The sequence below is a fragment of the Stenotrophomonas nitritireducens genome, assembly GCF_001431425.1.
Lineage (GTDB): Bacteria > Pseudomonadota > Gammaproteobacteria > Xanthomonadales > Xanthomonadaceae > Stenotrophomonas > Stenotrophomonas nitritireducens.
The window spans coordinates 18,652-45,072 of the sequence record NZ_LDJG01000019.1 but is presented as its reverse complement, the minus strand read 5'-3'; the positions used below and the strand labels follow the sequence as shown (position 1 = coordinate 45,072).

Sequence of the window (26,421 nt, the reverse complement as noted above, 5' to 3'; positions counted from 1 at the left end):
AGACCCCGCCGTCACGACGTCGATCCCGCCTCGAGGAAGCCGCGCATGCGCCTGACCCGCTGCCCTGTCGAACTGCCGCTGCGCATCGGGCAGACCCTGCCGCTGCCGGAGGAAGCCGCCAATCACCTGGTGCGGGTGATGCGCCTGCGCGAAGGTGATGCCTGCGTGCTGTTCAACGGCGATGGCAGCGATTACACCGCGACGCTGGTCGCGGTGGGCAAACGCGAGGTGCAGGTGCGCATCGACGCCGCGCAGGCGCTGGACAACGAATCGCCGCTGGCCATCACCCTGCTGCAGGGCATCGCCCGCGGCGAGAAAATGGACCTGATCCTGCAGAAGGCCACCGAACTGGGCGTGACCGCCATCGTGCCGGTGAACGCCGAACGCACCGAGGTGAAGCTTGACGCCGCGCGCGCGGAAAAGCGCATCGCGCACTGGCGCAGCGTGATCGGCTCGGCCTGCGGCCAGTCGGGCCGCGCATGCATTCCTGCGCTGTCGCCGCCGCAGGTATTGGCCGCCGCGGCCGCGATGCTGCCCGCGCACAGCCTGCGCCTGACCCTGGACCCGCAGGGCGAGCACCGCCTGTCCGCACTGCCGCCCGCGCCAGCCGGCGGTGTGGTGATCGCCATCGGTCCGGAAGGCGGCTGGTCGCCGCGCGACCGCCAGCAACTGGCCGACGCCGGCTTCCAGGGTCTGCAGCTGGGCCCGCGCATCCTGCGCACCGAAACCGCCGGGCTGGCCGCCATCGCCGCATTGCAGGCGCGCCTGGGCGACCTGTAGGGCGGCGCAACGCTACGCTGCGACGTTAACGTGCAAGCCCCGCCGGGCGTTGCCCGGCGCTACAGGGCCACAGCGCTCCATCCTCTTGTAGAGCGGGACAACGCGCCGCTGCGGCATCACCGCGCAAGCCCCGCCGGGCGTTGCCCGGCGCTACAGGGCCACAGCGCTCCATCCTCTTGTAGAGCGGGACAACGCCCCGCTGCCGCATCACCGCGCAAGCCCCGTCGGGCGCTGCCCGGCGCTACAGGGCCACAGCGTTCCATCCTCTTGTAGAGCGGGACAACGCCCCGCTGCCGCATCACCGCGCAAGCCCCGCCGGGCGCCGCCCGGCGCTACAGGGCCGCAGCGCTTCATCCCCTTGTAGAGCGGGGCAACGCCCCGCTGGGGCATTACCGCGCAAACCTGACCAGGCTCTGCCCGGCGCTACGGCGCGGAGGCGCTAGAGAACGATTCGCCCGCAGCCACATGCAGGCAAGCGCCGCGGGGGCCTTTGATCCAGGCAAGGGGCTGCGGAATCCTGAAAGAAGATCACCACCGCAGAGGCCGCCCGGACAATGGCCAGCACGTACGCTCCATGCAGCCGGCACCGCAACGGCCACATATGGCGCCTGGGCTGCGCGCCCATGATCGCCACGAACAGATCGACCCCGACCGGGTCGATGAAAAGGGCCAGCGGTCTCGACCCAAGGGGCCAGTTGCACACCACGATAGTCAGGACAATGACGGCCGCAGACATCCAGCGGCGTCATTGCCGGGGCTGCATTTCTATTCGACGGGCGCCATGCCGGCGTTCCCGTCCCGACAAGGCTCAGACCACAGCGGCCAGCGCGGCGAGCACCGCGCTTTCGATCGCGTCCAGGTCCGGCAGCAGCGCGCTCTGCTCGCCCAGCAGCACGCGCATGTGCACGCCCTGCGGCAGGCTTTCCTCGGAGGCGTCGGCCAGCAGGCCGTCGCGGGGAACCGCGATCAGCTGCGGGAAGGACTGGGTCAGCAGCGCGAAGTACGGCATCTCCGGGTTGCCGCCCAGCGCCTTGAGCACCACCACCTTGTTGCTGCCGGCGACGGTTTCGTCGCCACCGCTGAAGCGGGCATAGGACAGCAGCGGCACCTCCCAGCCCTGCCAGGCGATATAGCCGGCCAGCCAGTCGGGCGCGCCCTCGATGGGTTCCACGGTCACCCGCGACATCATTTCGGCGACGGTGGCGTTGGGCAGCAGCACGCGTTCGGCGCCGGCCTGGATCAGGACGCCACGGACTTCATCGTTGCTTGCATAACTCATGGTCGATTCCTTGATCGTGTGCGGCTCAGTCGAAGCTGCGCTGGACGAGCTCGCCGGCGAGGTATTCGGGCGGACCGGCCGGATGGCCGGCCACGGCCAGCTGGCTGGCCGCTTCCGGGTCGTAGCAGCCATCGCCGCTCTGCCCGGCCACCCAGCCGCCGCGCCCGGCGAATTCCAGCGCCGCCGGCACCAGCGACGGATCGGCGCCACTGAGCATCACCACCGCCGAGCGCTCCACCGGCAACGCCGGCAGCACCGGCGCCGGCTCGTCGGCGAAACGCAGCCCACCGGCCTGCGCCACCACCCCGACACCATCCTGCAGCACATAGACATTGCCGCCTTCCAGCGCCTGCCCCGCTTCGGCCAGGGCGACCGGCAACATGGCCACGCGCGACATCTGCTTGACCAGATTGGCGTAGCGGCCGCCGTCCAGGCGCATCTGCACCAGCACCGGCAGCGGATAATCGTCCGGCAGCGCGCTCAACAGGCGACGCACCGCATCCGGTCCGCCGATGCCGGCCAGCAGCAGCAACGCGCCCTGGGCGGGGGCATCGGCCGCCGATTCCAGTTCGACCAGCGACAGCGCGCCCAGCGCGCCGGTACCGATGGCGTCGGCCGCGTCCCTTTGCGGCGCGCCGTCCACCTCCGGTGCTGCCACCGGCGACGGCGCGGCATAGGCCTCGTCCTCGAGCAGCGACCAGCTGTGGAAGCTGCCGGGCAAAGGGGCGGGAGCGGCCACGGCCGGCTCCGCGGTGTCCGCCAGCGGCGGCAGTTCGGGGGGCAGCACCGGTACGGCCTCGGGCGCCGGCCTGGACGGTGCCATGGCCATCAATTCCTCGAAGCTCAGCACTTCGGGACGGTCGACGGCGGCCGGCGGCGCATACAGCGTGTCGGCCGGCACCTCGTCGATGTGCAGCACGGCCTCGTCGACATGGAACTGCAGCGGCGCGTCGGCATGACGCTCGTCCGGGCGCTCCGGCATGCCCGGCTCGATCAGCGGCAGCGCTTCTTCTTCCTGTCCCGGCGGCATCACCTGGTCGTGGCCCTGCAGCTTGGCGGCAAGGTGGCGCGTCCAGCGCTGCGCGTCCCAGCCTTCGCGGCGCGCGGCCAGCTCGGCCTCCTCGAACATCAACTCCAGCTGCGGCGCTTCCAGCGCCGGGGCCAGGCGTTCCAGCGCGTCCTCCACCGCCGGCTCCAGCGCCACCAGCACCATCGCCGGCCCGACGGCCTGCAGCGCGGCCGGGTCCAGCGCGCCCGGATCCTCTTCCAGCACCAGCGCGCCGCCAGCGGCGAGCACCGCTTCCCTCAGGCGCTCGCGGGCCGCGCCGGGCCGCGCCAGCAGGGCGACCGGCCTGGTGGCGGAGCGGTCACTCGCGGACACGGGCGATCCCCAGCAGGTCATAGACATTGCGCATCAGATCCAGCTCCTGGTACGGCTTGCCGAGATAGCGCTGCACGCCGATCTCGAATGCGCGCTGGCGGTGCTTGTCGCCGCTGCGCGAGGTGATCATCACGATCGGCACCTCCCTGTAGCGCGGGTCGGCGCGCATCGCGGTGGCCAGTTCGTAGCCATCCATGCGCGGCATCTCGATGTCCAGCAGCATCAGGTCCGGTACGCGCTCCTCCAGCCGTTCCAGCGCCTCGACGCCATCGCGCGCAACCACCACCTCGAAGTTGTGGCGTTCCAGCACGCGGCCGGTGACCTTGCGCATGGTCAGCGAGTCGTCCACCACCATCACCAGCGGCACATGGCGCTGCTGGCCGATCGCGGCGACTTCCACCGGCTGCTGCGGCTGCGACAGGTGGCGGCGCACCAGCGGCGCCACGTCCAGGATCACCACCACGTTGCCTTCACCGGTGATGGTGGCGCCGTAGATGCCCGGCACCGAGGCGATCTGCAGGCCCACCGGCTTGACCACGATTTCGCGGTTGCCCAGCACCTGGTCGATCGCCACGGCGGCGCGCAGGTCGCCCGCGCGCACCAGCAGCAGCGGGATCTGCGGCTGGCCTTCGGCCTTGGCCGCGGCCTGCCCGACCAGCGTGCCGAGGTCGTGCAGCGCGAAATCCTCACCGTTGTAGTGGTAACCGCCCTCGCCGGACTCGAAGCGCTCGCGGGCGATGCGGCCGATGCCGCTGACCGAGGCCACCGGCACGGCGAAGGTGGTCTCGCCGATGCGCACGAACACGGCCTGGGTGACGGCCAGCGTCTGCGGCAGGCGCAGGGTGAAGGTGACGCCCTGACCGCGGACCGAGTGGATGTCCACCGAGCCACCGAGCTGGCGGACTTCGTTGCGCACCACGTCCATGCCCACGCCGCGGCCGGCGAGCTGGCTGACCTGCTCGCTGGTGCTGAAGCCGGAGGCGAAGATGAGGTTGTCCAGCTGCGCGTCGTCGAGCTGTTCGCCGGGCTGGATCAGGCCGCGCTGCTCACCGCGGCGGCGGATCGCCTCGCGGTCCAGGCCGGCGCCGTCGTCGGCCACTTCCAGCACGATTTCCGAACCTTCGCGGCGCAGGCGCAGGGTGATGCTGCCTTCCTCGGGCTTGCCGGCGGCGACGCGCTGTTCCGGCGTCTCCAGACCGTGGGCTACGGAGTTGCGCAGCATGTGCTCCAACGGCGCGACCATGCGGTCGAGCACGTTGCGGTCGAGTTCGCCGTGCGTACCTTCCAGGTTCAGGTGCACCTGCTTGTCGATGTCGTGCGCGGCTTGCCGCACCACGCGGCGCAGGCGCGGCACCAGGCCGTCGAACGGCACCATGCGCGCGCGCATCAGGCCGTCCTGCAGTTCCGAGCTGACGCGCGACTGCTGCTGCAGCAGGGCGTCGTAATTGCGCGACAGGTCGTCGAGCACGCCCTGCAGGCCGCCAAGGTCGGCCGCCGATTCGTTCAACGCGCGGCTGAGCTGCTGCAGCGTGGAGAAGCGGTCCAGCTCCAGCGGATCGAACGCCTGGTCGGCCTGCTCCTGCTCGCGGCGGTAGCGGGCGACGATCTGCGCCTCGGTCTCGAGGTCCAGGCGGCGCAGCTGGTCGCGCAGACGGGCGTTGGTGCGGTCCAGCTCGCCCATGGCGCTGCGGAACGCGCCCAGCTGCTGTTCCAGGCGCGAGCGGTAGATCGCGACTTCACCTGCGTGGTTGACCAGGCGGTCGAGCAGGTCGGCGCGGACGCGCACCTGTTCCTGGGTACGGGTCGCGCCTTCCTCGTCGACGGCCTGCGCTTCGACCACCGGTGCCGACAAGGGCTCGGCGGCGATTCCGGCAGGCGCCAGCGTCTGCGGTTCGCTGGCCCGCGTATCGGCGGCGTAAGCCGCTTCCATGGCGGACGGAACGTCCAAGGCGGCAGCGTCGCCGGCCTCTGCCGCCGACAGCGGCGCCACATCGGTGACCGTCGCTTCCGGTTCCGGCAACGTTTCCGCTTCGGCGACCGGCGTCGATTCGACCGGTTCCGCCAGCTGCGTCGCGGCGTCCGGCATGACCATCGCCGCTTCCAGCGCTTCGGCGCGACCAGCGGTGCGGGTTTCGAACGCCTCGATGAGATCGGCCGGCATCTGCACCGCGCGGTGCGCGCCGGTACGGATCAGCAACTGGTGCAGGCGGTCGAAACCGCGCTCCAGCAGCTGCACGTCGCCGCGGCCGATCTCGGTGCGACTGGCCGCCACTGCTTCCAGCAGCGATTCGATGCCGTGGCCAAGGTCGCCGATGGCGTTGATGCCGGCCATGCGCGCGCCGCCCTTGAGCGTGTGCAGGTCGCGCTGCAGCCCGGCCAGCAGTTCGCGGTCTTCCGGCGCCGAACGCAGTTCGCTGATGAGCCGGTCGCAGTGGTCGAGCAGGTCCTTGCCTTCCTCGACGAAGATATCGACCAGTTCGCGGTCGAGGTCGTCGAAGTCGAGCGGGCCGGCATCGAAGGCAGCCGCTTCGGCGGCGGCCGCGGGAGCCGCGGCTTCCTGCACCGGCGTGGTCAGCGGCGCCAGTTCGACCGGCGCCTCGGCGACCGGTACTTCGGCTTCGGCTTCGGCTTCGGCTTCGGCTTCGGCTTCGGATTCGGATTCGGATTCGGATTCGGATTCGGATTCGGATTCGGCGACAGTTTCGTCTTCTGCGGTCTCGACGGCGACTTCGACCGTTCCCTCATGCCCGGCAGCTGCTTCGGCAACTTCCGGCATCAGCTCGTCCGGAGCGACCGTTTCTTCCACGACCGGTGCGGCATTCAGGTCATCGGACACGGCGCCGGCATCGCCAGCCAGTGCTTCCTCGATTGCAGGCGCCTGCGCGGCACCGGCATCGTCCACCTGCGGCTGTCCGGAAGGCTCCGGTTCCTCGACGGATACCGCGACCGGCACCTCGTCCAACGCCCCCTCGACGGTCTCGACGTCGGCCGGCGCTTCTTCCATCACCGGCTCGGCCACCAGTTCGGTGCCCGCGTATTCTTCCGGCGCGATGCTGTCCAGCGACGGAGCGGTTCCGGCGTCGTCCATCGATCCGCCCGGCGCCGGGTGCGTATCCAGCGCATCGTGCGGCAGGCCCGGGACTTCCGGCTGCGCTTCGCTTTCCGGCTCGGCCGGCCAGTCGAAGACCGACACCTCGGCCGGCGCTTCGCTGCCGGCAGCAGGCGCTTCGGCTTCCACCGGCGGATGATCGGCGGCGTCCTGAGCCGGCAGGCCGGCGAACGAGGCCTCCAGCAGCGCGGGATCGAAATAGGCGGAAAGGTCGCCGATGCCGGCCAGTTCCCCGGCCACCGGCAGCGATGCCGGGGCCGGTTCCGCGTCGGCGGCGGGCGCTGGCACGGCCGCCAGGTCTTCGTCGTCGATCCCCTCGTGCACCTGCGGCGGCCACTGCACCTCCGGCAAGGCATCGGCCAGCGCCTGCAGGCGCGCGGCCAGCGGTGCGAACGACGGGATCAGCGGCGACGGCGCCTGCAGCGCGGTGATGGTGGTGGCCACGGCGATGGCGGCCTCGCCCAGCGCGGAGACGCCGTCGGCAGACGGGACCACCGCGTTGGCGAGCGAGCGCTTCACGAACGACTCGACCGGCGCGGTCACCGCGGTGATCTCCGGCACCTCGGTCATCGCGAAGGCGCCGCTCATGGTGTGTACGGCGCGCAGCAGTTCCTCGCTCACCGGCTGCGGCTCGGGGCGCGACTGCGACAGCCAGGCCTCGACCGTGGCCAGGTGCTGGCCCACTTCGGCTTCAAGGATCTCGCGCAGCACGCTGTCCACCGAAGCCGGCGTACCGCTGGCGGCAGGAGTCGCGGCCACCGGTGCGGCGGCCGGGGGCGCAGCGGGCGCCACGCCGGCGCCAGCGACATAAAAGGCCTCCTCGCCGGCGGCGACGCGGTCGGCGATGTCCTGCAGGCCCGGCACATCGGCATGGATGCGGCCGTTGTCGCGCAGGGCGGCATTGAACTGCGGCAACACCTCATAGGCCTGGTTGACCAGGGCCACCACCGCCGGGCTTGCCGGACGGCTGCCGTCGAGCACGCGGTTGAGCATGCTCTCGATCTTCCAGCTGAACTCGCCCAGCGTGCGCGCGCCGACCAGGCGGCCGCTGCCCTTGAGCGTATGGAACACGCGCCGCACCGGGCGCAGGCGTTCCACGCTGTCCGGCGCGGCGCGCCATGCCGGCAGCAGGCGGCCCAGGTTCAGCAGCTCTTCGTCGAACTCTTCGATGAAGACATCGCGGATGTCCTGGTCGATCTGCTCGGCATCGTTGTCGAAGCCGCCGTCCAGGCCTTCGCCGGCCTGTGCGGGAGGGACAGCCGTTTCGGCCGGTGCCGGCACGGCAGGCGCCGCGTCGACCGGGGCCGCGAGAGGATCGAAGGAGGCGGCGGCCTTGTCCAGTTCGGCCATGAAGGCCGCCATTTCGCTGTCCGCCGCGGGCGCCTCGCCGGCCGGGCCTGCGACGGCCGGAGCTTCGGCTTCCGACGTGGCGGCGTCGGTGGGCGCCGCGTCCACCATGACCGGCTCGGCAACCGGCTCCTCGGGAGTGAATTCGAACGACGATGCATCGATGGGCAGCAGCGCATCGGCGCCGCCCGCTGCGGATGCTTCCTCGACCGGCGCCCATGGCTCGGCACTGACCGGGTCGAAGGCAAGGAATTCGTGGGACCCGGTATGCGCCTCGGCGGTATCTTCGCCGGCATCGGCGACGAAAGGCTCCAGCACGATGTCCGTATGCGACGCCGTTTCCGCTTCCGCGGCGATCGGGTCGAAGGCCAGGAATCCGCTGGAAGCCAGGTGATCCGCCTGCGGCAGGCCAGCGCCGGGCGTCGTGCCCGGCGCCGGCTCGAAGCCGGCATCGAAGTCCAGCGGCGCGACGGTCGGGGCATCGCCTTCCGTCGCGACGGACAGACCTTCGGCAGCCACCGGATCGAACGCCGGGAAATCAGAAGCGGCATCCAACGGCGGCAGCGGCGGTGGCTCGGTGGCCGCTACCGGCGAAGCCGGCGCCGTGAACGCATGGATGGCGTCGCCGAACACCAGCGGCCGGGCCGGCGGCGCGAAGGGCGCGGCGGCGGCTTCCTGTACCACAGGCGCGGCGGACGGCTGCCGCGCGTCGTCGACGGAGGGCGCGACGTCCTGCGTTTCCCGCAGGTCCGGGGCTTCCTCCACGGCAAACGCCGCGACCGTCTCCGACATCGCCGGAGCGGCCTCCTCCTGCGCACCTGCCACGGGCACCGGCCAATAGCGCAGCGCCTCCAGGCTGCTGCGGGTGATGTCCAGGATTTCCTCGCGGCCCGGGCGCCGCTCGCGCAGCGCTTCGAGGTAGTACTCGAGGCTGGCCATGGCATCGGCCAGCGTGTCCAGCTGGCGCCCGCCGGGAATGCGCCTGCGCCCGATCAGTTCGACGCCGATGTACTGGCGGATGCCGTTCATGTAGTCCGCCGGCGCCTGCAGATCGAGCATGCGCAGCGCGCCGGAAACCTCGTCCAGCAGGCGCGGCACGTCCTGCAGGCGCGCGTGCTCCCAGTTGGTCTCGATGAAGGCGACGAAGGCCTCGCGCGCGGCCGCGAAATTGGCGATGGCCTCGTGCGCCAGCACCTCGACCGTGCGCCGGGTCTCCACCGCGGCCGGATCCTCGTCGCCCTCCAGGGTGGCGCCGAGGTAGGCGACCTGGTCGTCCAGCGAGGCGTCGACGTAAAGCAGCGCGCCGGCGATGTCGAGCAGCAGGTTGTCGTCCATGGGACGGCTGCCATCCACCACTTCGCGCAGCGCGTCGCGCTGCTGCGCGACCACGCCGCGGGCCACGCCCAGTCCCATCACGCCCAGCGTGTCGGACACGGCGCCCAGTTCGTTGACCTGGGCCTGCAGGTCGGCGGTCGCGCCGCCCAGGCGCACGTGCAGGTCCAGCGCATCCTTGATGCGCAGCAGTTCTTCCTTCACCGCGTTGCCGACAGTGTCCAGCAGTTCGCGGTTGCGTCCCTGCAGGCTGCCGCGCGCGTGTTCCAGTTCGGCCTCGCTGGCCTTGCCCGCTTCCGGGTCGAAGGCCAGCAGCACGCCTTCGTTGATGCCCTCGGCGGCGCGCGCGGCGCGGATCTCGTTGAGCAGCGGCAGCAGCACGATCGGAATGTCGCGGTGGCCGTTCTGCAGGCGCTCCAGGTAGTCGGGCAGCAGCACGGTGCCGCGCATCAGGGTGGCGCAGGCCTCGTCGCGGTCCGGCACGGCGCCATCGCGCACGGCGTCGGCCAGCAGTTCCAGTTCCTCGGCCACCATCGCCGGGGCATACAGCTCGACCATGCGCAGCGTGCCCTGCACCTGGTGCAGGTAGCCGGCGCAGAAGCGCATGCGGCTGGTGTCGGCCGGGTCCTCGACGAAGTACTCGATCTCGCTGCGCGCCTGGCGCAGGGTCTCGTCCAGCTCGGGCTTGACCCAGCCCAGCGCCGCGTGGCTCATCGCATCGCGCAAGGTACTCATCGCACTCCCCCGTGCAGCATCGTTCGCATGCCGTCCGGGCGGCCCTGCTCTGCGGTATGACGACACATCATCTGCTGGTTCCTTTCCATCCCCGCCCGTTCAACCGGTTCAGGCCGGCAGCTTGAAGTCGGCCACCGAACGGCGCAGGTCCGCGGCCAGCTGGTTGAGCTGTCCAAGCGAATCGGCGGTCTGCCCGGCACCCTGCGAGGTCTGGCCGGTGATCTGCCGGATCACGCCCATGGTCTGGGTGATGTCGGTAGCGGCGGCGGCCTGCTGGTGTGCGGCGATGGAGATGTTCTTGATCAAGGTGTTGAGCGCGTTGGACACGCGTTCGATTTCGGTCAGCGCGGTACCGGCGTCCTCGGCCAGGCGCGCACCCGACACCACTTCGGCGGTGGTCTGCTCCATCGAGGTCACCGCTTCGTTGGTATCGGCCTGGATGGCCTGCACCAGGCCTTCGATCCGGCGGGTCGCGCCGGAGGTGCGTTCTGCCAGCCGCTGCACTTCGTCGGCCACGACCGCGAAGCCGCGGCCCGCCTCGCCGGCCGATGCCGCCTGCACCGCCGCGTTCAACGCCAGGATGTTGGTCTGCTCGGAAATGTCGTTGATCAGTTCCACGATCGAGCCGATTTCCTGCGAGGACTCGCCCAGGCGCTTGATGCGCTTGGAGGTTTCCTGGATCTGGTCGCGGATCTGGTCCATGCCCTGGATGGTCTGGCGCACCACGCCGGCGCCCTCGGTGGCGATGACCACCGAGCGCTGCGCCACTTCGGCCGACTCGCTGGAGTTGCGCGACACCTGCTCGATGGAGGTCGCGATCTCGCCGATGCGGTCCGAGGCGCTGGTGATCTCGTCGGCCTGGTGGCCGGCTGCTTCGGCCAGCTGCATGGCCGTGGCCTGGGTTTCCTGCGCCGACACCGCCACCTTGCTGGAGATGTCGTTGATCGTGGTCACCAGGTGCCGCAGTTCGTCCACGGCGTAGTTGATGGCGTCGGCGATGGCGCCGGTCATGTCCTCGGTCACCGAGGCCTTGACCGTCAGGTCGCCTTCGCCCAGCGAGCTGATTTCGTCCAGCAGCCGCATGATCGCCTGCTGGTTGCGGCTGTTGAATTCCACCTGGGTCTGGTAGCGCAGTTCCTGTTCGCGCGACCGGCTGCGCACCGTGCTCCACACGAAGCCGATGATCGACAGCACCGACAGCGCGCCGAACACCACGCTCCACCAGAAGTTCGGGAAGATGCGGGTGTCGCGGGTGGAACCGAATGCGGAGAAGGCATCGAACAGCTTGCGGCTGTTGTCCAGCATGCGGTCCGAGCCGCTGGCCAGCGCCGCGGCCGAGGACTGCGCGGCGAACAGGTTGCGCGAGCTGGCCAGGATCGCGTCGGCGTCCTTCTTCATCTTGGTCCACTGGGTGGTCGACTGCTCCAGCGCCACCTGCGCGTTGGGGTTGCGCACCGCGGCGATGCCCAGCTCTTCGTTGCCGCTGCGCAGGCCTTCGAGCACCTGGGTGAACACGGTCATGTCGCGCGCCAGCGCATCGCCGGCACCGCTGGCGCCGGGGCCGCCAGCACGGATTTCGGTGACGCGGCGGGCCATGGAGCCGACCACCACGACCTGCTGCAGGCCGTTGTAGATCTGCGTGGACTGGGCGCCGCCGGCGGTCATCGCGCGCACCACTTCGTTCAGCTGTGCCTGCAGCTGCGGCACCGCGCCGACGAAGCTGTCGGCGTTGCCGGCCAGCGCCAGGACGGCGGGCTCGCTGGCCACGATCTGTTCGGCGTTCTTGGACAGCGGCTGCCAGGTCTCGACCAGCTGGCGCAGCGGTGCGGCCACGCCGGCTTCCTCGCCGAAGCGGCTCTTCAGCTCGCCCACGGTGCGGTCGACCTTGGCACGGGTGTCCTTGAACGCGGCGTAGGCCTCGCGGTTGCCCGCCACCGCCTCGCGGCCCTGGTTGGCCAGCTGCTGCGACAGCACCTGCAGGTCGGCCGCGCCGGTGCCCGCGCCTGCCAGGCGGCTGCCCTGCCAGGTCGCGACGCCGGTGTTGGCGCCGAACACGATCATCGACAGTACCAGCAGGCCCAGCCAGAAATTGGTACCCACGTTGCCAAGCTTGCCGGTCTTGGCGGCGTCCGGAGCAGTACTCATGTTTCGACCTCGGTATCCAATACGGAAAGGCGGGCCCGCACTCAGGCGGCGGCCTGCCGGAATTCAGGCGTGCGCGACAGCAGGGAAAGCGAGAACACGCCCCAGTCGTGGCCGCCATCGTTGAAGGCATGCTCGACGAAATGGGCGTAGCGGCCCTGGGCGATGTCGCCGGCCGGGACCTGGGTGGACAGTTCGAAGCTGCGCTGTCCGTAGAGTTCGTCGATGCTGATGGCGACGTCGCCGCCGGTCTGGCGCATGATCAGCACGCGGTGGCCTTCCTGCTGGACGGTGCGCTGCCCTTCCAGGAAGTACTTCAGGTCCACCACCGGGAACAGGTTGCCGCGCAGGTTGCCCACGCCCAGCAGCCACGGCTGCGCGCCGGGCACCGGCGTGACCGGCGGCATCGGCACGATCTCGACCACCTCGCGGAAATCGGATACCAGGCGTCGGCCGCCGATGCGGTAGCCGACGCCGCGCCACACGTCGGTGGAGAAGTGCCGCTCCGGCAGCTGTACCGCGTGCGCCAGGCTGCGCTGCTCGTAAGCCTCGAGGATGTCGAAGGGAGATCGCATCAACCCACCAGTTTGTTGATCCGCGCGATCAGGTCGTCCTCGCGCGGCGGCTTCACCACGTAATCCGACGCGCCCTGGCGCATGCCCCAGGCCATGTCGGTCTCCATGCTCTTGGTGCTGACGATCAGCACCGGAATGCCGCGGGTGGCCTCGTCGCGCGACAGCGCGCGGGTGGCCTGGAAGCCGCTCATGCCCGGCAGCACCACGTCCATCAGCACCAGTTGCGGCGCCTGGCTGCGCGCCATCTGCAGGCCGTCCTCGGCATTGTCGGTGGCGAGCACCTCGTGCCCGGCCTTTTCCAGCCACTGCGTGAACACCGCCCGGTCGGTCGGTGAGTCCTCGATCAACAGGATTCGAGCCATGTGCCTTACCCCCTGGTCAGGCGTTGACGTATGTGCGGATGGCGCCCAGCAGTTCTTCGCGGGTGAATGGCTTGGTCAGATACTGCTCGGAGCCGACGATGCGCCCGCGCGCCTTGTCGAACAGGCCGTCCTTGGAGGACAGCATGATCACCGGCGTGGACTTGAAGAGCTGGTTGCCCTTGATCAGCGCGCAGGTCTGGTAGCCGTCCAGGCGCGGCATCATGATGTCGACGAAGATGATCTGCGGCTGCTGGTCGGCGATCTTGGCCAGTGCCTCGAAACCGTCGGTCGCGGTCACGACCTCGCAGCCTTCGCGCTTGAGCAGTGTCTCGGCGGTACGCCGGATGGTCTTCGAATCATCGATGACCATCACCTTCAGCCCTGCGAGTTCCCCACCCGCAGCCATGTTTTCAACCATTGCGATATTCCCCGGGCGCGCAGCGCGCCATCTGAATGTGGCGCTGCTGCGAAAGCGGTCTATATCCCAGCCCTGCCGCGAACTGTCAAGAGCTGTCGTCGTTGCGGGGGCGGCGCCGCGCGCAGTGTGAACCCCATCGCAGTCGTTGCGCGGGGCCATTCAGCCCCCGCAACGCTCCGGACCGCACATGGCGCTGGGCGCCCGTCGCGCCGGGACGCTACCATCGCCGCTTGACCCGAAAGGCCGTGGATCATGCTGGACGTCATCGTGGTGATGGACCCCATCGCCCAAATCAAGATCGCCAAGGACACCACCTTCGCCATGCTGCTGGAAGCCCAGCGGCGCGGCCATCGCCTGCATTACGTGCGCCCCGGCGGGCTGGCGCTGGAAGGCGGCACCGCCGTGGCCGAGACCGCGCCGCTGCAGGTGCGCGACGACCCGGCCGGCTGGTTCACCCTGGGCGGCTACGTCCGCACCGCGTTCGGCCCCGGCCAGATCGTGCTGATGCGCAAGGATCCGCCGTTCGACGGCGAGTTCCTCTACGACACCCAGGTGCTGTCGGTGGCCCAGGCGGCCGGCGCCTGCGTGGTCAACGACCCGCAGGGGCTGCGCGACTACAACGAGAAACTGGCCGCGCTGCTGTTCCCGCAATGCTGCCCGCCGACCCTGGTCAGCCGCAGCAACGCCGCGCTGAAAGCCTTCGCCCACGAACACGGGCAGGTCGTGCTCAAGCCGCTGGACGGCATGGGCGGGCGCTCGATCTTCCGCAGCGGCACCGGCGATCCGAACCTCAACGTCATCCTGGAAACGCTCACCGACGGCGGCCGCCGGCTGGCGCTGGCGCAGCGCTTCATCCCCGACATCAGCGCCGGCGACAAGCGCATCCTGCTGATCGACGGTGAGCCGGTGGACTACTGCCTGGCGCGCATCCCGCAGGGCGACGAATTCCGCGGCAACCTCGCCGCCGGCGGCCGCGGCGAAGGCCGTCCGCTGAGCGAGCGCGACCGCTGGATCGCCGCCCAGGTCGGCCCGGAGATGAAGCGCCGCGGCATGCGCTTCGTCGGCCTGGACGTGATCGGTGACTACCTCACCGAGGTCAATGTCACCAGCCCGACCTGCGCCCGCGAACTCGACGCCCAGTTCGGGCTGAACATCGCCGGCCAGCTGTTCGACGCACTCGAGGCCGGCCTGCCGCGATGAGCGCATCCGCCGATGCCCTGCCGCCGCCGGCACGGGTCACCGAGCCGCAACGGCTGGGCGCCACGCTGACGCTCTCGCTGCTGGTGCACGGCGTGCTGATCCTGGGCGTGGGCTTCGCGGTCGGCGGCAACGCACCACTGGTGCCGACGCTGGACGTGATCTTCAGCCAGACCAGTACGCCGCTGACGCCGAAGCAGGCCGATTTCCTGGCCCAGGCCAACCAGCAGGGCGGCGGCGACCACGACACGCCGCAGCGTCCGCGCGACAGCCAGGCCGGCATCGTGCCGCAGCCCGACGACGGCCTGGCGCCGGTGCCGATGCAGCGCCAGGACGCGGCGGAACCTCCGCCGCCGCAGGCGCGCGTGGTCAGCAGCACGCAGGGCGAACAGGTCCTCGCCGCGGCGCAGCCGCAGCCCGTGCCCGAGCGCCCCGACATCAATGCCCCGATGACGGCGCGCGAGCAGCGCGATGCGGAGATGGCGCGGCTGGCCGCCGAGGTGCACCTGCGCTCGGAGCAGTACGCCAAACGCCCGAACCGCAAGTTCGTCTCGGCCAGCACCCGCGAATACGCCTACGCCAACTACCTGCGCGCCTGGGTGGACCGCGCCGAGCGCGTCGGCAACCTGAACTACCCCGACGAAGCCCGCCAGCGCCGTCTCGGCGGCCAAGTGGTGATCACCGTCGGCGTGCGCCGCGACGGCAGCGTGGAAAGCAGCCGCATCCTGCGCAGCAGCGGCACGCCGCTGCTGGACGCCGCCGCGCTGCGGGTGGTGGAACTGGCGCAGCCGTTCCCGCCCCTGCCCCGCACCAGCGACGACATCGACATTCTGCAGGTCACCCGCACCTGGGTGTTCCTGCCCGGCGGGCAACTGCACGACGATCGCTGATCCCCGGGCGCCGGCAGCGGCCGGCACCCGGGGCCATGCTCAGTCCAGCAGCGTCTTCTTCCAGAACTCGATCCCGGCCCAGAAGATGTAGTCGCGGTTCTCGCGCTTGTTGAAGCCGTGGCCCTCGTTGTGCGCCAGCACGTGCCAGGCTTCACCGCCCTGCCCGCGCAGCGCCTTGACGATCTGCTCGGCCTCGGAGGCCGGCACCCGCGGATCGTTGCCGCCGGCGGCGACCATCAGCGGAATGCGGATCTTCCCGACATTGCGCAGCGGCGATATCTCCGCCAGCCTGGCGCGCTGCGCCGGGTCGCGCTCGTCGCCGTACTCGACCCGGCGCAGATCGCGGCGGTAGGCCTGGGTGTTCTCCAGGAAGGTGACGAAATCGGAGATGGCGACGGCGCAGCTGGCCGAACGCAGGCGGTCGCTGTAATGCACCGCCGAGGCGTAGCACATGTAGCCGCCATAGCTGAAGCCATAGACCGCGAAGCGCGCCGCATCCAGCTGCTGGTCGCCCGCCAGCGCGTCGATGAACGCGCCCACGTCCTTGACCGAGTCCTCGCGCTTCCAGGGGCCGTTGTCCAGGTCCAGGAAACGGGCGCCGTAACCGGAGGAACCGCGCACATTGGGCAGGAACAGGGCCACGCCCAGTTCGTTGACCAGGTAATTGTCGGCCCCCAGGAAGCCCGGCCGGCTCTGCCCTTCCGGGCCGCCATGGATGTCCATGATCAGCGGGCGCTTGCCGGGGAAGCGGGCGGGATCGGGGCGGTAGAGGAAGCCGGAGACCTTCTCGCCGTCGAAGCTGGTCACTTCCACCAGTTCCGGCTCACGGTTGCGCTCCAGGTCCAGGCCGCCGGCCTCGCTCCAGGTCCAGCGCTTGACCGCCAGGGTCTTCGGATCGACCGAATAGACGTCGCCCGGCACCCGCGCCGAGGACATGCTCAGGCCGATCTGGCCGGTCGCGGACAGCTGCAGCAGCCTGCCGAAACTCCAGTCCAGCACGCCATCGGGCAGCCCCTCGACGGTGCGCATCGCGCCGCCCGTGCCGTCGCCGATGCGCAGGCGCGAAACGCCGGCCTCGTTGATCGCATAGGCGACCATGCTGTCGTCGGCGCTGACCACGTAGTCGGTGACGTCCCAGCGCGGCTCGCGGCTGACCGCCCTGAACGCGCCATTGCGCGGATCGAGCTTGCCGAGGCGGACGAAATCCGAATCGCGGTTGGACAGCACCCAGATCTGGCCGTCGGCGGCATAGTGGGCATCGCCGTAGGACGCCACGCCCTTCTTCGGCGTCAGCACCCGCAGCCCGCCCTTGTCCAGGTCGATCTCGGCGACCACGGCGTGGTTGATCGAGATACGGTTGATCGCCAGCGCCCTGCGTCCGTCGGCCGAGAAATCGGAGATGTTCCAGCCGCCGCCGCTGACCTGCGCCACCATCCGGTCGCTGCCGGGCGTGCGCGGATCGAGCACGTACAGGTCCATGTCGGCGCCGTTGCGGCGCGAGGACGCATAGCCGAGCAGGCGGCCATCGCGGCTCCAGCTGCCGAACCAGTTGCGCGACTTGCCGTCGGTCAGCAGCTCCAGGGCTCCATTGTCCAGCCGGTACAACTGGTAGAACTCGTTGCCGCCGACGTCCTTCTGGATCACCAGCGGGCCGCCTCCCGGCGCCTGGCTGGCGAACGGCACCGGCTCGGCCTCGAAGCTGAGCTGGGTCCGTGCCGCGCCCGGGCCGGCCACCGTGTGCAGCTGGTCGGTGTTGCCGAAGCGGGTCTTGACCAGCGCGGTGCGGCCGGTGGCGTCCCAGCCGAGGAAACTGGCGCGGCGGAACTCCAGGTAGGGACGGGTATCGCGGGCGGTGGCCTCCGGGATCGGCGCGACGCCGTCGGCGGTCACCGCGCCGGGGATGGAGACGGCGGCCGCGGCGGTGTGGGCCGCCGCGACGAGCGCGGCGGCCAGGAGGGTGTTCAGTGCTCTTGCCATGTCTGTTCCTGTGCGTTGCGCGGATCGACGATCAGAACTTCACCCGCACGCCGGCGGTGTAGTAGGCGCCCATGACGTCGTAGTACGGCGAGAACGTCGAGGCGATCGGCGCCTTCTTGTTGAAGACGTTGTTGGCGTTCGCATACAGCTCCACCTGCCCGGAGCGGCCCAGGCGGTAGGCGCCGCCGAGGTCGACGTAGGTGTAGCTGGCGATGTGGTTGTTGACGATGTTCTGGTTGCGGTCGTAATCGCCGGCCGAGATGTAGCGCGCGCGCGCGTTGACCGAGAAGGCCTCGCTGTCGAACGCCACGCTGCTGACCGCACGCCACCTCGGCACGCCGAGGCCGAAGGCATAGCCCTGCGAACCGACGTACTCCATGCTCTTGACGCCGTCGTCGGTGCTCATGCGGTTGACCCAGGTCGCCAGGGTGCGAAAGCGCAGGCGCCCGGAGACGCCGAACAGGCTGGCGTCGCGGCGGTACGAGGCTTCCAGGTCCACGCCATCGGTCTTGTACTGGGACAGGTTGGTGTAGCTGGAAACGATGCGGACGATGTTGCCGCCGGCGTCGCGTTCCACGCGCGCGCACAGCGCCGCGTTGCCGGCCGCGCAGCGGGCGAGGATGTCCTGCAGGCCGATCGTGGTGATCACGTCCTTGATGTCGATGTTGAAATAGTCGACCGAGAAATCCAGCCCATCCACGCTCTTCGGCGACCAGCTCAGGCCGGCGGTCAGGGTATCGGCGGTTTCCGGCTTCAGATCGGGGTTGCCGCCGCCGTTGCTCAATGCATAGACGGTCTGGTTGTTGGTCGGATCGGTGACATAGCTCCAGCCGGTCGTCGTCGTGGTGAACAGCTCGCTCAGGTTGGCCGAGCGGATGTCGCGCGAACGGGCGATGCGGCCACGGAAGCCGTCGAAGAACTCGTTGGTGAGGCCGAGTTTCCAGGACCAGATCGAGCCGGTGGTGTTGTAGTCGGAGATGCGCGCGGCGGCGCTCAGGGCCAGGTTGTTCAGGCCCGGCACGTCCTTGACCAGCGGCACCAGCACTTCGCCGAAGGCCTCCTTGACGTTGAAGGAGCCCTTCATGGCGCTGAAGTTGAACGACCGGAACGCCTTGGCCGCGTCCAGCTCGCCGACGCGCTGGTCGATCGCCTCGTGCCGCCCTTCCACGCCGAACGCGACCGAGACCGCGCCGGCCGGCAGCTCCCAGGGCTCGCCGCGCAGGCTGGCGCCGAACACGTCCAGCGTGGTCTTGGCGCGCTGCTGCGGGGTACCCGTCACGTAGTCGATGGCCTCCTGCGACGGAGCGCCTTCGCCGAACACGTTGATCGGCACGCAATGCACCGCCGGATTGCCCAGGCTGACGCGGCAGACCGGCTTGCCGGTGGCCGGATCGATCACCGAATCGACCGCGTTGGCCCAGGCGTCGCGCAGGATGAACCCCGGGGTGTCGAAGTTGGCTTCGGCCTCGCCATGGCTGTAGTAGGCGCTCCAGCGCCAGTCGCCCGCGTAGCCGTCCAGCGCCAGGGTGGCCTGGGTGGTCCTGCGTTCGAAATCGATGTGCGGATAGTTGATGTCGTTGTTGAAGCGGCCGATGTTAATCGTCTCACGCCCTTCGGCCAGCATCGCATCGCGTACCTGCTGCGGCAGGAAAGCGTTGTCGATCTTGACGGTGAAACCGTCCCCGCGGTTGTGGTCGCCGAACCATATGTAGTTGTTGAACATCCGCGAGTGACGCACTTCGGCGGTCAGGCGCACATCGTCGTTCAGATCGTAACGGCCGCTGGCCAGCGCCGAGTATCGCTTCTGCGGCGCGCTGAGCGGGCTGTAGTCGTCGTTGGAGGGGCCCTCGCCACCGCTCATCAGCGCACCGACAACGCGGCCGTACTGGAAGTCGCGCAGCGAACCATCAGGATTGAACGCCTTGCCCGCCAGTGCAGACGTATCCTTGGCACCGCCGGGCAGCTTCCGCGGCAGGATCAGGCCACCGTATGCCGCATCGGAAAAGCCCACATCGGGCATCAACTCAAGCTGCGTGCCGTTCGACAATGTCGACCAGCGGCCGGCGCGGCTGCGCGAACTGCGCGGCACGATGCCGTCGTTGTCGAGGAACTCGCCACCGACCAGGAAATGGCCGCGCCCGTCGGCGAAGTCGGTTCCCCAGGCGGCCTCGAAACGCTTTTCCTTCGCATCGTCGTAGGTCGACTGCCCGGCCTGTGCGCCGGCCTTGAAGCCGACGAAGTCGTGGTCGAGGCTGATGTTGACCACGCCACCGACCGCTCCCGAACCCCACGCCGCGGAGGCGCCGCCGGTCACCACGTCGACGCTCTTGACGACGATCGACGGGATCGTGTTCAGGTCGTTGTCGCTGGAGATGCGGCGGCCATCCTGCAGCACCAGGGTGCGCGAGATGCCCAGGCCGCGCAGGTCGACCGGCGCGTTGCCCGCGCCGGTGTTGGAGCCGGTGGTCTGCGGCGAGCTGGTGGCGCGGAACTGCGGCAGATCGTTGAGCGCCGCGCCGATGTTGGTGCGCGAATCCAGCATCAACTCTTCGGCGGTGATGGGCAGGGTCGGCGTCGGCGCCACCAGGTCGGGGCGGTCGATGCGCGAGGCGGACACGCTGACCGCGGCGAGATCGCTGACTTTCCGGTCGCTGCCTTCGTCCTTGCTCTGGGCATGGACGCTGGCCGAGGCGGCCAATGTCGCCAGGACGCACAACGTCAGGGGATGAAGCGGGAGTGGCTTGCGCATGTGTTCGTTACTCGAATTCGCGATGGCTGGGGGACGCCCGGCTGGGGGCGCGCAGACAGTGCCAACTCGCAAACGAACAATGAGTACCGTCTACGGAAAGACGAATTTTCTTTCCGGTGAAACAAGAAACCACCAACGATCGAAGCGCCCGTGCAGCGACGCCAAAAGCGCGCAGAAACGCTTGCTCCGCAAGGTGCCGCGCATTCCACGCGGCTCCGTACTCGAACCCCACCCTCTCGCCCGCATTGTGGAATACATCACACTCGACAAGGACACGGCGAGCGGATCGTTTCTTCCGCAACCTCGCCGGCGTTGTGGATTCCGGCCCGGAACCGCGCCAGCCTTCCCGCCCGCGATAGGGGCGGAAAGGCTGGTCGCGACCGGCTCAGCGCCAGTTGTAGTTGAACGACACGCCGACGATGCGCGGCTCGTTGTACACCGCCGCCATGTAGTTCTCGATCACGCCCTTGAGGTTCTTCTCGTTGGTGATGTTGCGCGCGAATGCCGCCACTTCCCACGCACCATAACCGCCGCTGTAGCCGACCCGCAGGCCGCCCTCGAAGTTGCCGTTGGAATGGAACTCGTCGGTGCTGTACAGGACGAACTGGGTCCGGCCCTGTCTGTTCCAGTCGGTGGCGAGGAACACCGCACCGTCGTCGCCCACCGGGATGTCGTAGCGCGCGGCGAGGTTGAGGTTGTACTTCGGCGCGTTCGGCAGCGGGTTGCCGTCGATCTGCGCGTAGACGTTGCTGCCGATCTTGATGGTCGGGTCCTTGACCGTGCACACGACCACGCCGTTGAGCGCGCAGACCTGCGCATACACGCGCTTGTCCTGGATCTTGCTGTGCAGCAGGCTCAGGCCGGCGCTCAGCGAGAGGTTCGGGATCGGGCGCCAGTCCATGTCCGCCTCCAGGCCATAGGCGCGCGCCTTGTCGGCGTTGAACAGCACGCCGTTGCCGTTGGAATCGTTGCCGTTGAGCTGGATGTCGTCGACCGCATAGGTGAAGCCGCTGACGTTCAGGCGCAGGCGGTTGTCGAACAGGCTGCTCTTGATGCCCGCCTCCCAAGACAGGATGGTCTCCGAATCGGCGGTGGTGAAATCGGAATTGAACACCGCCGAACGGCCCTGGATGGTCGGCCCGCGGAAGCCGCGCGCCACGCGCGCGTAGACGCTCAGTGCCGGATTGACCTCGTACATGGCGCTCAGGTCCCAGCTGGGCTGGGTATCGGACATCTCCACGTTGTGACGGCCCTTGTAGGTCACCACGCCGGCGGCGGTATCGGCGGTCTTGAGCAGGCGCGTGCTCTTCTCGTCCCGGGTCGCGCGCACGCCGGCGGTCAGGGTCAGCGCATCGCTGGCCTTCCAGCTCACCTGGCCGAAGCCGGCCCATGATGTGTTGATGTTGCGCAGGCGCACCCAGTTGTTCGGGTTGCGCGCCGCGCCCTGCAGGAACCAGGCGCGCTGGTAGAAATCGGTAGTGTCGCGCCCATCGAAATAGAAGGCGCCAACCTGCCAGGACCACGGATCGATGGTGTTGCTGGCCAGGCGCAGCTCCTGGGTGAACTGGCCCAGGTCGCGCACCTGCCCCATCGACTGGCCATAGCCGTTGGGCACGCCGTTGACCGGGAAGTCGGCCGCGGCGCCGCCATCGGTATCGCCGCGGCTGTAACCGGAGGTGGTCTCGTAGGCGCTGATCGAGGTCAGCGTGGTCGCGCCGAAATCGTAGACCGCCTTGATCGAGCCGCCGTGGGTCCGGTACGCCTGCGGGTTGTTGTCGGCTTCGTCGTAGGCGACCTTGTCGCGCGCCACGTCGACCTTGTTCGAGCCCTTGTGCATCGCCCCGCGCAGGAACAGCGTGGAGGTGCCGTCGTAGTCGCGGGTATGCGCCGAGGCCAGCAGCGAGAACTGCTCGCTGGGCTTGAACAGCATCTGCAGGCGCAGGTTGCGGTCGTCGTAGCCGCCCATGGCGTTGTTCCTCGGGCTGACCGTGCCGTCGGCGCTGGGGCCGCTGTAGGTATTGTCCACCCAGTCGCCGCGGTGCTGGTACAGCGTGGATACGCGGAAGGACAGCACGTCGTTGATCGGCCCGCCGATGCCGCCGTCGATCGCCACGGTGTCGTGGCTGCCGTAGCTGGCGTTGACCCGGCCGCTGAACTCCCCGCCGGGCTTGACCGTGTCGAACTTGACGATGCCGGCGGTGGTGTTGCGGCCGAACAGAGAGCCCTGCGGGCCGCGCAGCACTTCCACCTGGTCCACGTCGTAGACCGGGTTGGACTTGAGCACCACATGCTCGAGCACGACGTCGTCCTGGATGATCGACACCGGCTGCGAAGCGCCCAGGTAGAAGTCGATGTTGCCCAGGCCGCGGATGTAGAAGCGCGGGAAGATGCGGCCGGTGGTGGTCTCGGCGTAGAAGCCGGGCACCTTGCCGGACAGCGCCAGCAGGGTGTCGTCGCCGCCCTCGGTATAGGCGCGCATCGCCTCGCCCTGCACCACGCCTACCGACACCGGCACGTCCTGCAGGTTCTGCTCGCGGCGCTCCGCAGTCACGGTGATCGTGTCCAGCGCGGTGGCGGCGCTGCGCGCGGCCGGGTCGGCCGCCTCTTCCGCCATCGCCGCGGTGGCGCCCATCGACAGCACGAGCAGGGCGCAGGCCCGGGAAAGAGGGGAGCGACGCGGGAAGAAACGGTGGGATGGGCTGCGGTCTACGGCACCGGAGCAGGAGCGGAGCTGCATGGAGTTCGCCTTGATGTTGGCGTGGGGGAAGCCCTCCGGCCGTGGCTGGCCCGATGGCGCGCGATTGAAGCGCGCAGAGCATGGGCAGCCAAGGTTGCAGCATGGTTTCAGCGCCGCGGGGCGATGGCCTCCGCGGCGCCGGGAAGGTCAGCCCTTGTCGGCTGGCGCTGCGGCCTTGTAGACCGGTTCGCCGTCGACCCAGGTGGACAGCACCTTCAGTTCGTCCAGGCGGCCAGCGTTCTCGTCGAGCGGATCGCGGTCGAAGATCACGAAGTCCGCGCGCATGCCGCTGCGCAGTCGGCCGACCTGGGCCTCGTCATGCCCGGCATATGCGGCGTCGCTGGTGAAGCCGCGCAGGGCCTCGGCCGCGCTCAGGCGCTGCTCCGGCTGCCAGCCGCCCGGCGGCCGGCCATCGCGGTCCTGCCGGGTCACCGCCGCGTACAGGCCCAGGCGCGGATCGACCTGTTCGACCGGAAAGTCCGAACCCAGCGCCAGGCGCGCGCCGCTGTGCAGATAGCGCTGCCACGCATAGGCGCCCTTGATCCGCTCCGGCCCCACGCGCTGCTCGGCCCAGCCCATGTCCGAGGTGGCATGGGTGGGCTGCATCGAGGCGATCACGCCCAGCCGGGCGAAACGCGGGATGTCCTGCAGCGTCACCACCTGCGCATGTTCCACGCGCCAGCGGTGGTCGTTGCCCTTGTGCGCGCCCAGGACCTTCTCGTAGGTGTCGAGCACGATGCGGTTGCCGCGGTCGCCGATCGCATGCGTGGCGACCTGCACATTGCAGCCATCGGCCTTGCGCACGGCCACTTCGAAATCCTCCGGCGAGGTCATCAGCAGGCCGCGGTTGTGCGGATCATCGCTGTAGTCGGCAAGCAGGGCCGCGCCGCGGCTGCCCAGCGCGCCGTCCATGAACAGCTTCACGCCATGCATCTGCAGGCGCCCGCCCGGATGGGTGTACAGGCCGTTGGCGCACAGATCGTCGAGCGCGCCGTGGTTGCCGTCGGCGTAGGCATCGATGCGCAACGGCAGCTTGCCCTGGTCGGCCAGCCGCTTCATCACCGCCAGGTCGCCGCGCGAAACGCCCATGTCGTGAACGCCGGTGAGCCCGTTGCTGACCGCCAGCTGCACCGCGGCCTGCAGGCGCTTCTCGCGCACGGCCTCGTCCGGCGCCGGGATATGCGCGCCCACCAGCGACGCCGCACCGTCCACCAGCACGCCGGTCGGCTTGCCGGCGACGTCGCGCAGGATGCGCCCGCCCTCGGGCTGCCAGTCGCCGGACAGCGGCTTGCCCGCCTTCTCCGCGATCCGCAGCGCGGCGCCGTTCACCCACCCGGCATGGCCGTCGATGCGCTCCAGGTACACCGGCCGCTGGGGAAACGCCGCGTCCAGATCGGCCGCCGTCGGGAAGGCGGTGTTGTCCCAGCGGTTCTGGTCCCAGCCCGCGCCGAGCAGCCATTCGCCCGGCGCCAGCGTCTTCTCGAAAGCCTTCAACCGCTCCACCACTTCGGCGCGGCTGCGCGCGCCGGTGAGGTCGGCCTGCGCCAGCGTGTCGCCAAGTCCGACCAGGTGCGCATGCGCATCGATCAGGCCCGGCACCACGGCGACCTTGCCCGCATCGATGCGCGCGGCCTGCGGATAACGCTGCAGCACCGCCGCGCGTTCGCCCACCGCGAGAAGACGGCCGTTGTCCGTGTCCCACGCCAGCGCACTGGCGGTGGGCTGCTGTGGATCGCCCGTGCGGATGGTATCGGCGAGCAGCACCCGCACTTCGGCCGAGGCCGGTGCCGGATGCAGGCAGGGAAGCAGGACGGCGAGACAGGCGGCGGTACGGCGCATGCGGGAACACTCCTGGCCAACGGGAACGGCGACTATGCCGCCATCGGCCAGGCGTGACAACGAAACCGCGGAATCGATGTACCGCAATGCCGGCGCATGGCGACGGCACCGGGCGCCATCCAGGATCAGTCGGCGCTGACGTCCACCCGCACCCGGATGCGTTCGCCCGGATGGTAGTCGCGACGGGTGTGGTACTCGCGGCCGCCGTACTCGTAGGTGACGTCGTAGCCGTCCACGCGCTCGCTCTCGTAACCGTAGCCATCACGGCCGTAACCCCCGCGCCCGGGCTCGCAGACGCGCACGTCCGAACGCCGGTAGACCGGACCGGTATTCGCGTCGTAGATCGCACGCCCGGCGGCACCGCCGGCGACGGTGCCGATCGCCGTGCCCAGGTAGCGCCCATCGCCGCCACCGATGCGGCTGCCGATGATGGCGCCGGCCAGGCCGCCGATCACCGTCGCGACCTGGCGACCGCCATCGCTGCCCTGGCGGTAACCGCCTGCATACCGGTCGTCGCCGTAATCGCGGGTATCGCGACGCTCCTGCCGGTAGCCATCCGGCCCGTATGCGTAATCGCCATCGCTGCGCTCGTAGCAGCGCCCCTGGCGGTCGCCGCCATCGACGATGATCGGATCCACGCGCACCACGCGCGCGTAGTCGTAGACCGGGCCGTTGTCGCCCGTGTAGTAGCGGTCATCGTCCTGGCGCCAGTCGCCGCTGGTCGGCGACGGACGATAGCGGCCGTCGTCATAGCGCTGCGCCGAGGCGGAAAACGCCAGCAGGCAACCGAAGACCAGGACACCTGCAAGAGGCAATGATCGGGACATGGCGGCCGTACCGGCGGGTTGGAATGGACGGATGCTCGGGCGCGGCGCGTGAAACGCCCCTGAACCGGAACGCCGGGGCGGCACGACCGCCGCCCCGGCCGCGGGATCAGGCGGAGAACTCGGTCTCCAGGCTGATCGGCACCGCGCTCAGCGCCTTCGATACCGGGCAGTTCTGCTTGGCATCGTCGGCCACCGCGCGGAACTTCACCTCGTCCATGCCCGGCACCACCGCCTTCACCTTCAGGCGGATCTGCGACAGCTGCGGACCGCCATCCATGGACAGGTCGACATCGGCGCGGGTGTCGAGCGAGCGCGGCGGGAAACCGGCCTCGGCCAGCTTCGCCGACAGCGCCATGGTGAAGCAGCCCGCATGCGCGGCGGCGATCAGTTCTTCCGGGTTGGTTCCCTTCTCGTCGCCGAAGCGGCTGGAAAAGGCGTAGCGCGTGTTCTCCATCAGCCCGCTCTGCGGCGTGCTCAGGCGCCCCTGTCCGCTCTTGAGGTCGCCCTCCCAGTGCGCGGTGGCGTGGCGTGAAATACCCATGGCGTCTCTCCTGTGCATGCGTGGAAGGTCGCTCCAGCGTATGGCAGCGTTCGTTAGCGCCTTGTGCGCCGCAGCGGCACCGCGCACCGCGACCGCTCCCCGACGACACCGCCGTCCATGCCGCGCATCCGCGACGGACGCACCGGACCCCTGCTTTTCCCGCCTGTTTTGCCGCGGACGCCGCCTCATGCCCCGGCTGGAAAG

Annotated in this window: 16 protein-coding genes; 3 read left to right on the top strand and 13 right to left on the bottom strand. The window is 69.5% G+C overall.

Going from position 1 to position 26,421, the window contains the following annotated elements; genetic code table 11:
• The first annotated feature begins 45 nt into the window (after positions 1-45).
• A complete protein-coding gene (locus tag ABB22_RS13100) occupies positions 46-780 on the top strand; it encodes a 16S rRNA (uracil(1498)-N(3))-methyltransferase (protein ID WP_055771218.1) in 735 nt (244 codons plus the stop codon).
• An 808-nt stretch (positions 781-1,588) separates the two neighbouring features.
• On the opposite strand, the gene ABB22_RS13090 is transcribed toward ABB22_RS13100, so the two are convergent.
• From ABB22_RS13090 to pilG, 7 genes are all read right to left on the bottom strand, one after another.
• A complete protein-coding gene (locus ABB22_RS13090; protein ID WP_055771223.1) occupies positions 1,589-2,059 on the bottom strand; it encodes a chemotaxis protein CheW in 471 nt (156 codons plus the stop codon).
• 25 nt (positions 2,060-2,084) lie between these two features.
• Entirely contained in the window at positions 2,085-3,440 is a 1,356-nt protein-coding gene (locus ABB22_RS13085) for a chemotaxis protein CheB (protein WP_055771227.1), read from the bottom strand.
• Positions 3,427-9,963: a hybrid sensor histidine kinase/response regulator gene (locus tag ABB22_RS13080; RefSeq protein ID WP_057505264.1), complete on the bottom strand. Its 6,537-nt coding sequence runs from the start codon at positions 9,961-9,963 to the stop codon at positions 3,427-3,429. Before ABB22_RS13080 ends, ABB22_RS13085 begins: the two co-directional genes overlap by 14 nt.
• 108 nt (positions 9,964-10,071) lie before the next feature.
• Positions 10,072-12,108, bottom strand: a complete 2,037-nt coding sequence (locus ABB22_RS13075; RefSeq protein WP_055771233.1) for a methyl-accepting chemotaxis protein — start codon at positions 12,106-12,108, stop codon at positions 10,072-10,074.
• A gap of 41 nt (positions 12,109-12,149) precedes the next feature.
• Positions 12,150-12,680: a chemotaxis protein CheW gene (locus tag ABB22_RS13070; RefSeq protein ID WP_055771237.1), complete on the bottom strand. Its 531-nt coding sequence runs from the start codon at positions 12,678-12,680 to the stop codon at positions 12,150-12,152.
• Positions 12,680-13,042: a response regulator gene (locus tag ABB22_RS13065; protein ID WP_055771240.1), complete on the bottom strand. Its 363-nt coding sequence runs from the start codon at positions 13,040-13,042 to the stop codon at positions 12,680-12,682. Before ABB22_RS13065 ends, ABB22_RS13070 begins: the two co-directional genes overlap by 1 nt.
• A gap of 16 nt (positions 13,043-13,058) precedes the next feature.
• Positions 13,059-13,460 carry a twitching motility response regulator PilG gene (gene pilG / locus ABB22_RS13060; protein WP_054667142.1) on the bottom strand — a complete coding sequence of 134 codons (402 nt, stop codon included), beginning with the start codon at positions 13,458-13,460 and terminating at the stop codon, positions 13,059-13,061.
• Between the two features lie 249 nt (positions 13,461-13,709).
• Between pilG and gshB the strand changes: the two genes are divergently transcribed.
• Positions 13,710-14,660, top strand: coding sequence for a glutathione synthase (gene gshB, locus ABB22_RS13055; protein ID WP_055771243.1), 951 nt, complete (start codon positions 13,710-13,712; stop codon positions 14,658-14,660).
• Entirely contained in the window at positions 14,657-15,547 is an 891-nt protein-coding gene (locus tag ABB22_RS13050) for an energy transducer TonB family protein (RefSeq protein ID WP_055771246.1), read from the top strand. Before gshB ends, ABB22_RS13050 begins: the two co-directional genes overlap by 4 nt.
• Before the next feature lie 39 nt (positions 15,548-15,586).
• Here ABB22_RS13050 and ABB22_RS13045 read toward each other — a convergent pair whose 3' ends face one another.
• From ABB22_RS13045 to ABB22_RS13020, 6 genes are all read right to left on the bottom strand, one after another.
• Positions 15,587-17,524, bottom strand: a complete 1,938-nt coding sequence (locus ABB22_RS13045) for a S9 family peptidase (RefSeq protein ID WP_055771248.1) — start codon at positions 17,522-17,524, stop codon at positions 15,587-15,589.
• A gap of 31 nt (positions 17,525-17,555) precedes the next feature.
• Positions 17,556-20,273 carry a TonB-dependent receptor domain-containing protein gene (locus ABB22_RS13040; RefSeq protein WP_082443711.1) on the bottom strand — a complete coding sequence of 906 codons (2,718 nt, stop codon included), beginning with the start codon at positions 20,271-20,273 and terminating at the stop codon, positions 17,556-17,558.
• Positions 20,274-20,658: 385 nt separating this feature from the next.
• On the bottom strand, positions 20,659-23,010 hold the full coding sequence (locus ABB22_RS13035; protein WP_055771253.1) for a TonB-dependent receptor: 2,352 nt from the start codon (positions 23,008-23,010) through the stop codon (positions 20,659-20,661).
• A 147-nt stretch (positions 23,011-23,157) separates the two neighbouring features.
• On the bottom strand, positions 23,158-24,849 hold the full coding sequence (locus ABB22_RS13030; protein ID WP_055771254.1) for an amidohydrolase: 1,692 nt from the start codon (positions 24,847-24,849) through the stop codon (positions 23,158-23,160).
• Between the two features lie 125 nt (positions 24,850-24,974).
• Positions 24,975-25,676 carry a glycine zipper 2TM domain-containing protein gene (locus tag ABB22_RS13025; RefSeq protein WP_055771257.1) on the bottom strand — a complete coding sequence of 234 codons (702 nt, stop codon included), beginning with the start codon at positions 25,674-25,676 and terminating at the stop codon, positions 24,975-24,977.
• 106 nt (positions 25,677-25,782) lie between these two features.
• Entirely contained in the window at positions 25,783-26,217 is a 435-nt protein-coding gene (locus tag ABB22_RS13020) for an OsmC family protein (protein WP_055771259.1), read from the bottom strand.
• Positions 26,218-26,421: the final 204 nt, after the last annotated feature.

Coding starts and splice junctions, on each gene's coding strand:
- ABB22_RS13100 (WP_055771218.1), top strand. CDS start 46: ATGCGCCTGACCCGCTGCCCTGTCGAACTGCCGCTGCGCATCGGGCAG.
- ABB22_RS13045 (WP_055771248.1), bottom strand. CDS start 17,524: ATGGCAAGAGCACTGAACACCCTCCTGGCCGCCGCGCTCGTCGCGGCG.
- ABB22_RS13035 (WP_055771253.1), bottom strand. CDS start 23,010: ATGCAGCTCCGCTCCTGCTCCGGTGCCGTAGACCGCAGCCCATCCCAC.
- ABB22_RS13075 (WP_055771233.1), bottom strand. CDS start 12,108: ATGAGTACTGCTCCGGACGCCGCCAAGACCGGCAAGCTTGGCAACGTG.
- ABB22_RS13020 (WP_055771259.1), bottom strand. CDS start 26,217: ATGGGTATTTCACGCCACGCCACCGCGCACTGGGAGGGCGACCTCAAG.
- ABB22_RS13080 (WP_057505264.1), bottom strand. CDS start 9,963: ATGAGTACCTTGCGCGATGCGATGAGCCACGCGGCGCTGGGCTGGGTC.
- ABB22_RS13025 (WP_055771257.1), bottom strand. CDS start 25,676: ATGTCCCGATCATTGCCTCTTGCAGGTGTCCTGGTCTTCGGTTGCCTG.
- ABB22_RS13090 (WP_055771223.1), bottom strand. CDS start 2,059: ATGAGTTATGCAAGCAACGATGAAGTCCGTGGCGTCCTGATCCAGGCC.
- ABB22_RS13050 (WP_055771246.1), top strand. CDS start 14,657: ATGAGCGCATCCGCCGATGCCCTGCCGCCGCCGGCACGGGTCACCGAG.
- ABB22_RS13070 (WP_055771237.1), bottom strand. CDS start 12,680: ATGCGATCTCCCTTCGACATCCTCGAGGCTTACGAGCAGCGCAGCCTG.
- ABB22_RS13040 (WP_082443711.1), bottom strand. CDS start 20,273: ATGCGCAAGCCACTCCCGCTTCATCCCCTGACGTTGTGCGTCCTGGCG.
- ABB22_RS13065 (WP_055771240.1), bottom strand. CDS start 13,042: ATGGCTCGAATCCTGTTGATCGAGGACTCACCGACCGACCGGGCGGTG.
- ABB22_RS13030 (WP_055771254.1), bottom strand. CDS start 24,849: ATGCGCCGTACCGCCGCCTGTCTCGCCGTCCTGCTTCCCTGCCTGCAT.
- pilG (WP_054667142.1), bottom strand. CDS start 13,460: ATGGTTGAAAACATGGCTGCGGGTGGGGAACTCGCAGGGCTGAAGGTG.